A 12,562-nucleotide genomic window follows, 5' to 3' on the forward strand; every position below is an offset into this window, starting at 1 on the left:
GATCAGGCGTCCTTGCCCTGCAGGCGCAGATGCAGGCGGGTCAGTTCCGACAGGCTGGCGGTTCCCATCTTCTTCAGCACCTTGGCGCGGTGGCTTTCCACCGTGCGGATGCCGATGCCCAGTTCCGCCGCGATCAGCTTGTTGGCCAGCCCCCGCACCATGAGATCCATCACCGACCGCTCGCGCCGGCTCAGGCGGCGGTAGCGGGTAAAGACGTTGGCCTGCTCGCCGGCCCGCTGGCGCGCCTCGGCGTCGCGGGCGAAGGCCTCGCGCACCCGTTCGAGGAAATAGTCGTCGGCGAACGGCTTTTCCAGGAAGTCCAGCGCCCCGCCGCGAAAGGCGTTGACCGCCACGGGGACGTCCCCGTGGCCGGTGATGACGATGACCGGCAGCGGCTGGACCTGGACCGACATCCATTGAAGCAGTTCCAGGCCGCTCATGCCCGGCATGCGCTGGTCGACCACCAGGCAGCCGGGGCGGGTGGGACGGTAGGCCCGCATGAAGGCCTCGCCGTCGGGGAAGCCTTCGCAAGGCAGCCCGGCAAGGTCGCACATCACCGAAATGCAATGACGCACGGCATCGTCGTCGTCGACGATGAAAACGGTTGGTTCAGGCATGATGACCGGCCATGGGAAGTGTGAAGGAAAAGCAGGCGCCCTCCGGGCCGTTCCCGGCCAGCCACAGCCGCCCGCCGTGCGCCTCGACGATGGAGCGGCAGATGGGCAGGCCCAGCCCCATCCCGGAGGATTTGGTGGTGAAGAACAGGTCGAACAGCGGCCCGACCTTGTCGTCGGGAACGCCGGGACCGGTATCGGACACCGATATCTCGACCATCCGCCCGGACTGGGCGGCGGTGACGGCGATGCGGCCCGGGCCGTCGCGGCTTTCCCGGCTGGCCAGGGCGTCGATGCTGTTGCGCAGCAGGTTGAGCAGCACCTGGTCGAGCTGCACCGCGTCGATCCACAGCGGCGGCAGGCCGGCGGGCAGGTCCGCCGCCAGGGTGATGCCCAGGCGGCGGATGTCGGGCCGGACAAAGCCCAGGATGCCGTCCAGTGCCGCCTTCAGCTCCACCTCGCCGGGTTGCCCGTCCTGGCGCAGGAAGCCGCGGATGGAGCGCAGCACCCCGGCGGCGCGCTCCGCCTCGGCGGCGGCCCGGTCCATCAGGTCGAGGATGGCGTCGCGGTCGCCGCCGCGCACCAGCAACTGGCGGCAGGACCGGGTATAGCCGATGGTGGTGAACAGCGGCTGGTTCAACTCGTGCGCCAGGCTCGACGCCATCTCGCCGATCAGGCTGAGGCGTCCCACCCGCGACAGCTCCGCCCGGCGCTGGCCCAGGCTGATTTCCAGCCGCCAGCGCTCGCTGACCACCGCGCCGACCAGCAATCCGGTCCCGGCCAGGGCCACCATCACCGTCTGGTAGTAGGTGAGGTCCTGCCAGTGGCCGGGGACGACCGACAGCCCGATGATGACGCCCACCTGGATGGCCGGCACGGCGGCGGTGGTGCCGGCCAGTCCCCGCCGCATGGCCACCCAGATGATGGGCAGGAACAGGATATAGAGAATCTTGGACGGATCGGGCACCAGCGGGTTGAAGGTCACCGCCAGGGCGGCGGCGACCGCCAGACCGTGCAGGGCCGTCTCGACCGGCGAGCGCCGGGGGCCGTTGTCCGGTGTGCGGTGAAAGCGCAGCAGCAGGAACGGCGTCACGGTCAGGATGGCGATGACGTCGCCCACCCAGTATTGCGCCACGATGGCCGGCAGACCGGCCCAGGGCAGCGCTCCGGCCGCCATGTAGGGCAGGGTGAAGCCCAGGGCGGCGGGCACGGCGGCGGCGGGAACCATGATCACCAGCCAAACCACGTCGTACAGGCGTCCCAGGCCGGAGCTGAACTGCGGGCGGCGGGAAAGCAGCCAGATTCCGGTGCCGTAGCTGAGGACGATCAGCAGGTTGCTGGCGGCGAGCACCGGCACCGGCGCCGGGGTGCCGCGGACCACCAGATCGCCCAGCATCAGCGCCGCGAAGGTCAGCGCCGCCGCGCCGCGCCGCCCGGCCAGCAGTAGGGCCAGATAAAGGCCGGCCGGCGGGTTCCAGGGGGTGATGTTGATGGCCGGCGGATCATGGATGAAGGTGACCCAGTCCACCGCCAGATAGACGGCGAGAAAGACGAGCGGGAACAGCCTTCCCCCGACCGCGAACCGCCGCACGTCTCGTCTCCCCCGTTCCGGTGTGGCGGGGCGGCCCGGCCCGTGGCGGGCCGCCCCATAATGTTGTGCTCAGTTGGTAAAGTAGGCCTGGGTGCCGTGCGCCGCAATGGCGTCGGACAGGCGCTGAAGAGCGTGGACATAGGCGGCGGTGCGCATGCACGCCCTCTTTTCCAGGTGGATGTTCCAGACGTGGCGCCCCTCGGCCTCCATGATGGCCTTGAGGCGCTGGTGAACCTCCTCCAACGACCAGTAATAGCCCTGGCGGTTCTGCACCCACTCGAAATAGGACACGGTCACGCCGCCGGCATTGGCCAGGATGTCGGGAAGCACCACGATGCCCTTGGCCTCGAGCAGCGAATCGGCCTCCTTGGTGACCGGGCCGTTGGCCAGTTCCAGGATCACCCTGGTGCGGATGCTGTCGGCGTTGTCGATGTGGATCTGGTCTTCCAGCGCCGCCGGAACCAGCAGGTCGCATTCCACCGCCAGCAACTCGTCGGGGGCCACCACCCGGGCCTTGCCGTTCTTGGCATAGGCCGAGACCGAGCCGGCCGCGTCCTTGGCGTCGAGCACCGCGTCGGGGTCGAGGCCGTCGGCCGAGACGATGGCGCCGCGTGAATCCGAGATGCCGATGATCTTGTAGCCGTCGGCGTGCAGCAGGCGGGCGATATGGACGCCGGCATTGCCGTAGCCCAGCACCACGACGCGCTTGGCCGACTTGTCGAGGCCCAGTTCGCCTTCCAGGTGCTTGACCAGATAGAAGCCGCCGCGTGCGGTGGCGTCGTCGCGGCCCAGCGACCCGCCCAGGGGGATCGGCTTGCCGGTGATGACGGCGGGGCTGGGCTGGCGGACCATGGAGCTGTATTCGTCGGCCATCCAGCCCATGATCATGGAATTGGTGTAGACGTCGGGGGCGGGAATGTCGCGGTCGGGGCCGATCATGCTGGCGAAGGCCTGGACATAGGCGCGCGACAGGCGCTCCAGCTCGGCGCGGGACAGGCCGCGCGGGTCCACCTGGACCGCGCCCTTGCCGCCGCCATAGGGCAGGTTCATCACCGCGCACTTGAAGGTCATCCAGAAGGCCAGGGTCGAGACCTCGCCCACCGTCGACGCCGGATGGAAGCGGATGCCGCCCTTGGTCGGGCCGCGGGTGTCGTCGTAACGGCAGCGCCACGCGGTGAACGACCGCCGCGACCCGTCATCCATGCGGATGGTCAGGCGGGTGGTCAGCGTCTCCTTGGGATGACGGAGCTTCTCAAGCACCTCGGGGTCCACTTCGATGTGGCGGGCCGCCTCGTCGAGCCGGGTGAGGGCGTGGGAAAGCATTGCCATGTCGGTCATTCGGTTGTCTCCAGTGATTTGGCTCCGGTGACCGTCCTGTCCCGCCCGCCCAAGGGTATTTGTCCAGGGCGTTGGACACTGTCGTTCCACCGAAAAGATGGCCGTAAATGTACGGTGTTCGGGGAGACATGCAGAAGACCGTGATTCTGCTGAATTATTCAGCTTGACTTCTGTCCGTCTGCTGAATTTTCCGGGGAATCGAGCTCCCAGTGGCGGAACTGCTCTTCCGGCATGGGGCGGGAGAACAGATATCCTTGAATCTGCGGGCAGCCGCGCTTGCTGAGGAACTGCAACTGCTCCTCGGTTTCCACCCCTTCGGCGACCACGTCGAGCTTCATGGAGCGGCCGATGGCCAGGATGGCGTCGACCAGGGCCTCGTCGCGGCTGTCGGCGCCGATATCCTGGATGAACGACTTGTCGATCTTGACGCACTGGATCGGCAGGCGCTTCAGGTATCCCAGGCTGGAATAGCCGGTGCCGAAATCATCGACCGTGATGCTGAATCCGGCGTCATGGAGCTGGCTGAGGGCGGCCTCCGCCCGTTCGGGGTCGGCCATCATCTGGGTCTCGGTCAGCTCCAGCTCGATGTTCTGCGGGCTGAGGTCGTATTCGGCGATCAGGCGGAAGATGGTGGCGGCCAGATCGGGGCGGAAAAGCTGGCGGGCCGACAGGTTGACGGCGATGCGCGGCGTTCTCAGTCCTTCGTCGCGCCATGCCCTGATATGCCGCAGGACCGAGGTCAGGACGATCAGGCCGAGCGGGACGATCAGGCCGGTTTCCTCGGCGATGGGGATGAACTCGGCCGGCGGCACCAGGACGCCGTCGTGCCGCCAGCGCACCAGCGCCTCGGCGCCGCACAGGGTGCGGTCGGGCAGGGCGATCTTCGGCTGGTAGTGAATCTCGAACTCGTCATTGTCGATGGCGCGGCGCAGCTTGGCTTCCATGTCCAGGCGCCGGATCACCCGGGCGTTCATGCTCTTGTCGAAGAAGCAGACGCTGGACCGGCCGGCGGCCTTGGCGTGGTACATGGCCGTGTCGGAACTCTTGAGCAGGGTGTGGAAGGCGGTGCCGTCCTCGGGGGCGACGGCGATGCCGATGCTGGCCCCCAGGCGGAACTCGTGGCCGTGCAGGGTCACCGGGCGCGAGACTTCGGCGATGACCTTGTCGGCGATGGCGCGGATTTCCGAGGTGCCGGGGCTGTCGGTCAGCATGATGACGAACTCGTCGCCGCCCAGGCGGGCCAGCGTGTCTGTCTTGCGGATGGCCGACAGGATGCGGTCCTTCATGGTCACCAGCAACTGGTCGCCCACGTCGTGGCCCAGGCTGTCGTTGACCGTCTTGAAATGGTCGAGGTCGAGGAACAGCAGGGCGAAGCCGTCGCCGGAGCGGGTCATGCCCAGCAGGGCCTGGGCGACGCGGTCCTCCAGCAGGGCCCGGTTGGGCAGCCCGGTCAGCATGTCGTGGAAGGCCATGCGGAGGATCTTCTGGTCCTTGGCGTGCAGGTCGGTGGCGTCGCGGTCGACGCCGCGATAGCCGATCAGTTCCCCCGCCGCGTCGAATAGCGGAATGCCGCTGGTCAGGATGTGCCGCAGGCTGCCGTCCCGGTGGATGTTGGTATTCTTCAGGTCGGAGAAGGCCTCGCGGCGGGCGACGATCTCCTTCAACTGGGCATGGACGATGGCCGCTTCGTCCGCCGGCATGAAATCGTAGGCGGTGCGGCCGATCATCTCTTCCGGGGTATAGCCCAGCACGGCCTCGACGTTGCCGGCGACGAAGGTGAAGGTGCCGATCTTGTCCACTTCCCAGATCCAGTCGGCACTGGCGAAGGCGAAGTCGCGGAAGCGCTGCTCGCTTTCCTGCAGGGCGGTCTGGGCCTTGCGCTGCTCGGTGATGTCGGCGATGACGCCGACCAGCCCCCGGCTGGTCCCGTCCTTGGTCCGCATCTGCCGGCAGGTGAGGCGGCCCCAGAAATCGCTGCCGTCGTCGCGGCGGTAATGGCGCTCGATATCCACCGAGGGGACCAGTCCGCTCAGCAGTTTCCCGATGGTCCGCTGGCCGTCCTGCCGCTCGTCGGGGTGGATATGCGAGAAATAGCTGCTGCCCATCAGGCTGTCGTGCGGGCATCGGAACATCTCGGCCATGCGGGTGTTGGCATCGAGAATCCGGCCGTCCTGGTCGGTCAGGAAAATGGCGACGCTGGAGGTGTCGTGGATCAGCCGCAGTTCCGCCTCGCGCTGGCGCAGCGTCTCCTCGGCGGCTCCGCGCTGGGCGATCATCCGGTTGGCCGAGAGGGCGACCCGCCGGTGCTCGCTGAAGCGCAGGGTGTCCACATCGATGGAGGTGGGGTGCTCGGCCGCTTCGGCCAGGGCCAGGTCGAGGGCCCGGGCATCCTTGGCCGCCCGCCGCGAGGTGGCCCGCATGGTGAGAAAGCCGGCGGCGGCCAGCAGCCCGGCCAGCAATCCGGCGATGCCCAGCTTGAGGATCATGCCCTCGGTCATGGCGGCGCGCTGGGCGGCGATTTCCGCTTCGGCGTTGTCGTCGTAGAGGCCGGCCCCAAGGTACCATTGCCAGTCGGCGATGCCCGCCACGTAGCTGGTCTTCGGGGCGGGGCGCCGGTTCTCGACGGCGGGCATGACATAGGACAGGAAGCCGCCGCCGTTCTTCGCCGTTTCGATCAGGCGGCCGACCACGTCCCGGGACTCGGGGTCGTCGCCGGCAAGCGGGTTGACGCCCTTGAGCGTGCCGGCCAGGCCCATTCCGTCCCACTGGCCGGCGAAGATGTAGCCGTCGCCGTCGAAGCGCATCTGGTCCATGCGGGCCAGGACCTCGGCCTTGATGTCGGCCTCCATATCCTCGACGTATTCGCCGGTGCCGACCACCCAGCCCAGCGGGGCGATCAGCTTGACATAGGCGATCTTCAGGTGGTCGTTGCCCGGCTTGCCCGGCTGGGTCCAGTAATAGCGGTAGACGCCTTCGCCCTGCCGCTTCACCAGATCGATCATGTCGCGGACCACGAACTCGCCGCGCGCCCCGGTCATGGCCAGCATGTTCTGGCCCTCCAACTCGGGGCGGACGGCGAACAGGCGCTCGACGCCGCTCAGGTCGAAGGCAAAAAAATAGCCCCGGCCCTTGTTGAAGCGGATCGGCCGCAGGGCTTCGCGGACCAGATCCTCGGACACCTGGCTGGGCTGGCCGGGCGGCGCCTGTTTCAGCAGGTGGACCGCGACGGCGTGGGCCTCCTCGACACGCTCACGGATGGCGTTCTCGACCCGCCGCTCGGTCTGGCGGCGCTCGAACGCGATGCCGGCCAGCACGTCGTCGACGATGCGCTTGAGGTATATCCGGGTCCGGTCATGGTGAATCACCCGGACCATGTCCGCCTGCCGCTGGAAATCGCGGTATTCCACCACGGTCCAGACCAGCCCCAGCGTCAGCAGGGCGGCGGCGATGATCGACCCCAGCCGCAGCGAAAGATGATCGATCAGGCTTTGCGTGTTGCCCAAGGCCTTTTACATTCCATCGACGTCGCTCCCTGCCCGATGTTTACATGCGCATCGGATCCTTGTTTGGCTCAGGGTAGTCCATTCCGCAGGTTGCGGAAAGGGACGTCGTATGGCGATCGGCCGGATCGAAGGTATAAAAAAGGGACCCGCGGCCGGAGCCGGCGGGTCCCAGTGTTCATCCGGGAGGATGATCTACTTGCCCTTGGAGGCGTCCCATTCGGCAAAGGTCGAGCCGGATTTGGCCAGCTTTTCCAGCAGGGGGGCGGGGGTCCAATAGCGCGGATCGAGGGTCTTGCCGAATTCGACGATCTTGTCGTAGATCACCTTCAGGCCGACGGTATCGGCGTAGAACATCGGGCCGCCGCGATACCGCGGGAAGCCGTAGCCGGCGGTGTAGACCACGTCGATGTCGGAGGCGCGCAGCGCGATGCCTTCCTCCAGCAGCTTGGCGCCCTCGTTGATCATGGAATACAGGCAGCGTTCCAGGATCTCGTCCTTGCCGGGCTTGCGGGCCGGGACATTCAGGCGCTTGCCCTCGGCATGCATCATCTCGATGACCTCGGGGCACGGGGCCCGCTTGCGGTCGGGCGAGTCGTAGCGGTAATAGCCGCGGCCGGTCTTCTGGCCCAGCCACTTGTTGGCCACCAGCAGGGCGGAGCAGCGGTAGAAGCTGGGGTCGTCGGGAACCATGTGGGGGTTGGCGATGCGGGTGTTGTCGCCCACCTCGATTCCGGCCATGTCGTAGACGGCCAGGATGCCCATGGCCATGCCCCAGCCCTCCAGCGCGCCGTCGATGTCGGCGGGGGTGGCGCCTTCCAGCACCATGCGCTCGGCCTCGCGGCCGTAGGGGTCCATCATGCGGTTGCCGATGAAGCCGTAGCAGACCTTGGAGACCACGCCGGTCTTCTTGATCAGCTTGGCCATGTCGAGCGCGGTCAGCAGCACGTCCATGCTGGTCTTGGCGCCCTGGACGATCTCCAGCAGCGGCATGACGTTGGCCGGGCTGAAGAAGTGCAGGCCGATGACGTCGGCCGGACGCTTGGTGGTGGCGGCGATCTCGTCGATGTCCAGCGTCGAGGTGTTGGTGCCCAGGATGGCGCCGGCGGGCAGGACGGCGTCGAGCCTGGCGAAGATGTCCTTCTTCAGCTCCATCTTCTCGAACACCGCCTCGATGGCGAGATCGGCGTCCTTCAGCGCGGCGTAGTCGGTGCTGACCGACAGCAGGCCCATGCGGCTTTCAAGCTGTTCGGCGGTCAGCGAGCCGCGCGACACCGAGCGCTCGTAGTTCTTGCGGATGATTCCCAGGCCGCGCTGCAGGTTCTCGTCCGACACGTCGATGATGGTCACCGGCACGCCGATATTGGCGAAGCACATGGCGATGCCGCCGCCCATGGTGCCGGCGCCGATGATGCCCACCTTGCGGATGGGGCGCGCCTTGATGTCCTTGGTGATGCCGGGGATCTTGCGCACTTCGCGGTCGGCGAAGAACAGGTGGCGCATGGCCCGGGCCTCGACGGCGTGCTCCAGCTGCCGGGAGATGTCGGCCTCCAGCTTCAGCCCCTCGGCGAAGGGCAGCGAGGCGGCGGCGGCCATGGCCTCCACCAGCTTCAGCGGCGAGGTGCGGTTCTTCATGGTCTTGGCCACCTGGGCCTGGCGGGCGGCGATGATCTCGGCGGCCTTGGCGGCATCCTTGACGGCCAGGTCGCAGGTGCGGCGCGGGCCCTTGCCCTCGGCCACCAGCTTCTTGGCGTAGGCTAAGGCCGCGGCGTTGACGTCGGCGGCGGCGACCTCGTCCACCAGGCCCAGCTCAAGGGCCTTGGCGGCGGGCACGGGCTTGCCCGACAGGACCAGATCCATGGCGGCGTCCAGGCCGATCAGGCGGGGCGCGCGCTGGGTGCCGCCGGCGCCGGGGATGATGCCCAGCGACAGCTCGGGCAGGCCGATGCGGGCGCCCTTGTCGGCGACGCGGTAATGGCAGGCCATGGCCAGCTCGGTGCCGGCGCCCAGCGCGGTGCCATGGAGCGCGGCAACCACCGGCTTGGCGCAGCTTTCCACCAGATTGAACAGGTCCTGGTGATGGGGGGGCTTGATGCCGGTGTCGAACTCGCCGATATCGGCGCCGGCCATGAAGGTGCGCCCGGCACAGACCACCACTGCCGCGTCATAATCGGCGCGGCCGGCCAGATCGGTGAAGACCTTCTGCAGCCCGGCCCGCACGGGGTGATCGGCGGCGTTGACCGGCGGGGAATCGATGGTGACGGTGGCGATGCGATCGGTAACGGAAAGAGTGACGACGTCGCTCATGATGTCGGTTCCTTGGAAGAATACGGTTCGGTTCGAAATCAGGCGCCAGCGGGTCAGGCGTCAGTGACCTGGAGCACCACGGCCATGGCGGAATCGCCGGCGGCGCAGCCGCTGAACAGGCCGTAGCCGCCGCCCTTGAGGGCCAGCTCCTCGATCACCTCGATGATGCCCCGCGTGCCCATGGGCGACTGGGGATGGCCCCACAGCAGCGACGAACCGAAATTGTTGAAGCTCTTCACGTCGATCTCCAGCGCGCGGGCGAAGGCGAAATCGTTGGCGGTGAAGGGGTTGTGCAGCTTGATGACGGCTACCTGGGACAGGCTGATGCCGGCCTGGGCCAGGGCCATCTGGGCGGCGGGGGCCGGGGCCTTGGGCATGAAGGCGGGCTCGACCCGCTTCTGGCCGAAGCCCAGGACGCGCACCCGGATGGCCTTGTTCTTCGACAGCTCGCGCGCCTTGTCGGGGTTGGCGACGATGATGGCGGCGTTGCCGTCGGCCGGGTGGGTCTGGCAGCCGAAGGTGATGGTGCCGCCCTCCATCACCGGCTTCAGCTTGGCAAGGCCCTCCGGCGTCGAGATGCTGACGCCCTCGTCGCCGGAAAGCGTGGTGGCGACCTTCTTGAAATTGGGGGTCGGCACGTCGAAGGGCAGGGTCATGAAACGCTTGAGGAAGGCGCTGTCATTGGCGGTGGCGGCGGCGTACTGCTCCTGGCGATAGAGCACCAGATCGTGCTGCTCGGCGGTGTTCAGGCCGTATTCCCTGGCGACGTTCTCGGCGGTGACCAGCATGGACTTGGTGGTCACCGGGTCGTAGCCAAAATTGTCCATCACCCAGTTCTCGGCATCGCCGGTGCCGCCGGGGGCGGCGGGCTTGGGATAGAACACGTGCGGGCCGTTGGAGGTGCGGTCGCAGGTCATTACCAGGGACACGCCGGCGATGCCGTCGTTGACTTCCTGGCTCGCCGCCTGCAGGCAGCGCACGCCGGTGGCGCAGGCCTGGGACAGGGTCGGGCCGCCCACATGGCCGGCGCCCAGCATGGCGGTCAGCCACGGCGTGCCGAAGAACGAGTGCTTCTGCGGCACCGAGATGCCCATTACCGCCGCATCGAACACCGAGGCGGGAATCTGGCGCTTGGCCAGCTCGGCCTTGGCCACGTGGGCGGCGAATTCCATGGAATGGAGGTTGGCGTAGGCGCCCTGCCAGCGGGCGAACGGCGTGGACCAATAGCAGCCGTAGGGGATCTCGACATTGTAGGACATGACGCACTCCCAGATGTTTCCTTGCCGCGCCTCGGCGCGGGGTGCCACGGGTGGGACCCGGATTGGCACCACTCTAGCGGCGTTCGGAAATGCGGTAAAGGTAAATATTTGCGAACAACAACAGTTGACCAGGTAAACAATATTGGCGAACGACACCCCTCCTCAGGATTCATACGGGGTCCGGCGGTCAGGCCGGCGGATTGTAGAGGCGGTACAGCAGGTCGCGCAGGAGGACGCGCTCTTCCTCGGTGAAGTGGGAGGTAATGCGCATCTCATGTTCGGCGACCCGCCGCTTCAGCTCCGCCAGGGTCTTCTGTCCGGCATCGGTCAGCATGATGGCGTAGGTGCGGCGGTCGACGGGCGAGGGGACGCGGCTGGCCAGCCCCTTGCCCTCCAGCGCGTCGATCAGGATCACCGCGCCCGAGCGGTCGATGCCCATGGTGGCGGCCAGGGTGGTCTGGGACAGGCCGGGATTGGCGCCGATGATGGTCATGGCGGCGAATTGCGACGGCCGGATGTCCAGCGAGCCCACGGCGCGGACGTAATCCTGGTAGACCACCACCTGGGCGCGGCGCAGGCGATAGCCGACGATGTCGTCCAGGATATCCAGTTCCATGCCGGAAAGCGCCGAGGGCGGCGAGGGAAAGGCCTTTGCCGCTGCGCTGCCGGGGGTGCTTCTGGTTCGCTTGGTCGCCAAATCAGCCTCTTTTGACAATGATCAGCCCAAATGTGTATTGGTTTTGCCGCCGCCAGACAACAGCAATAGGCGCTTCGCCCTTGTCTAATCCCGGCGGGATTTCCACATAGAGGATGGCAGTGCCCCGCGCCGCGGCGCGGGAGCGGGACACTCCTTCACGAAGGGGGACCAAATGATTTCCATGGCCATCCACTCCCATCACCCCGATGCCCGGCTGGTGACGCCGGCCCAGGCCTCGGAATGGCTGAATGCCGGCTGGCGCGACGTCTGGCGCAATCCCGTTCTCAGCCTGGGGTTCGGCGCCCTGTACGCCGGAATCGGCATGGGGCTGTTCCTGGTCCTCAACGCCCTGGAGATGGGCTCGCTGCTGTTTCCCCTGGCCGCCGGCTTCATGCTGGTGGGGCCGCTGGCGGCGGTGTTCTTCTACGAGATCAGCCGCCGCCATGAAACCGGCGAGCCGGTCGGCCTTGGCCAGGTGATCGGCGGGGTCAGTTCCCGTCTGGACCAGATCGGCAACATGGGCCTGGTGCTGTCCATCCTGCTGATGGCCTGGCTGCTGGCCGGGTTGGTGGTCTTCGCCCTGTTCTATCCGCCGGGCATGCCGCTGCCGCTCGGCAACTTCCTCGAGGACGTGGTGCTGCGCCCGGGGTCCTTCCGCTTCCTGGCGGCGGGAACCCTGGTGGGCGGAGTGCTGGCGGTGATCGCCTTTTCCATCAGCGTCTTCGCCATGCCCATGCTGCTCGACCGCGACGTGGGCGTCATCGAGGCCATGGAGTTCAGCGTGCACGCCGTCAGGGTCAACTGGCGCACCATGATCGGCTGGGCGGCGACCATTGCTGTGCTGACCTTCTTCGGCATGGCCACTGCCTTCGTCGGCATGGTGGTGGCGTTGCCGGTAATCGGCCACGCCAGCTGGCATGCCTATCGCGATGTGATGGGGGAGTGTTGATTCCACGTCACAGACCCTCACAACTCCTTTCCGTTCGCTGGTGGACCCACGTATATGGACGGAGCAAGGTTGCAGTAGAGATGCTGCAACCTTTTTCATTCGTAGGCCGGCCATGGATCCATCGCTCAGAGAAATCATCGCCCACGCGGTGACGGAGGCCCGCAAGGGAGGGCTGGACGCGGTCGCGCAACGCGCCGCCGCCGTGACCCTGCTGGCCGCCATGATTCCGTCCCTGGACGGCGGCACCGTCCAACTGATCGTCGACCAGCTCTATCCCTTCATCGCCGACCTGGGCGCCGCCGCCTGA

General features: G+C 67.1%; 9 protein-coding genes. 2 read left to right on the forward strand and 7 right to left on the reverse strand.

Annotated features, from left to right (window positions below):
• Positions 1-2: 2 nt before the first annotated feature.
• The 7 genes from H261_RS11945 to H261_RS11975 form a co-directional block, all read right to left on the reverse strand.
• Positions 3-617, reverse strand: a complete 615-nt coding sequence (locus H261_RS11945) for a response regulator transcription factor (RefSeq protein WP_008617796.1) — start codon at positions 615-617, stop codon at positions 3-5.
• On the reverse strand, positions 610-2,205 hold the full coding sequence (locus H261_RS11950) for a sensor histidine kinase (protein ID WP_008617799.1): 1,596 nt from the start codon (positions 2,203-2,205) through the stop codon (positions 610-612). The genes H261_RS11945 and H261_RS11950 overlap by 8 nt, the downstream gene beginning before the upstream one ends.
• A gap of 69 nt (positions 2,206-2,274) precedes the next feature.
• A complete protein-coding gene (locus H261_RS11955; protein ID WP_008617801.1) occupies positions 2,275-3,543 on the reverse strand; it encodes a Glu/Leu/Phe/Val family dehydrogenase in 1,269 nt (422 codons plus the stop codon).
• A 158-nt stretch (positions 3,544-3,701) separates the two neighbouring features.
• Positions 3,702-7,046 carry a bifunctional diguanylate cyclase/phosphodiesterase gene (locus H261_RS23375; protein WP_008617802.1) on the reverse strand — a complete coding sequence of 1,115 codons (3,345 nt, stop codon included), beginning with the start codon at positions 7,044-7,046 and terminating at the stop codon, positions 3,702-3,704.
• A 192-nt stretch (positions 7,047-7,238) separates the two neighbouring features.
• Positions 7,239-9,350, reverse strand: a complete 2,112-nt coding sequence (locus tag H261_RS11965) for a 3-hydroxyacyl-CoA dehydrogenase NAD-binding domain-containing protein (RefSeq protein WP_008617804.1) — start codon at positions 9,348-9,350, stop codon at positions 7,239-7,241.
• A 53-nt stretch (positions 9,351-9,403) separates the two neighbouring features.
• Entirely contained in the window at positions 9,404-10,609 is a 1,206-nt protein-coding gene (locus H261_RS11970; protein WP_008617805.1) for a thiolase family protein, read from the reverse strand.
• A gap of 187 nt (positions 10,610-10,796) precedes the next feature.
• Complete coding sequence (locus H261_RS11975) at positions 10,797-11,306, reverse strand: MarR family winged helix-turn-helix transcriptional regulator (protein ID WP_152426837.1); 510 nt, start codon at positions 11,304-11,306, stop codon at positions 10,797-10,799.
• A gap of 172 nt (positions 11,307-11,478) precedes the next feature.
• Here H261_RS11975 and H261_RS11980 point away from each other — a divergent pair, with 172 nt between their 5' ends.
• Positions 11,479-12,255, forward strand: a complete 777-nt coding sequence (locus H261_RS11980) for a DUF2189 domain-containing protein (protein WP_008617807.1) — start codon at positions 11,479-11,481, stop codon at positions 12,253-12,255.
• Positions 12,256-12,367: 112 nt separating this feature from the next.
• A complete protein-coding gene (locus H261_RS11985; RefSeq protein ID WP_008617809.1) occupies positions 12,368-12,562 on the forward strand; it encodes a hypothetical protein in 195 nt (64 codons plus the stop codon).

Origin of the sequence: Paramagnetospirillum caucaseum (genome assembly GCF_000342045.1) — a bacterium.
GTDB lineage: Bacteria > Pseudomonadota > Alphaproteobacteria > Rhodospirillales > Magnetospirillaceae > Phaeospirillum > Phaeospirillum caucaseum.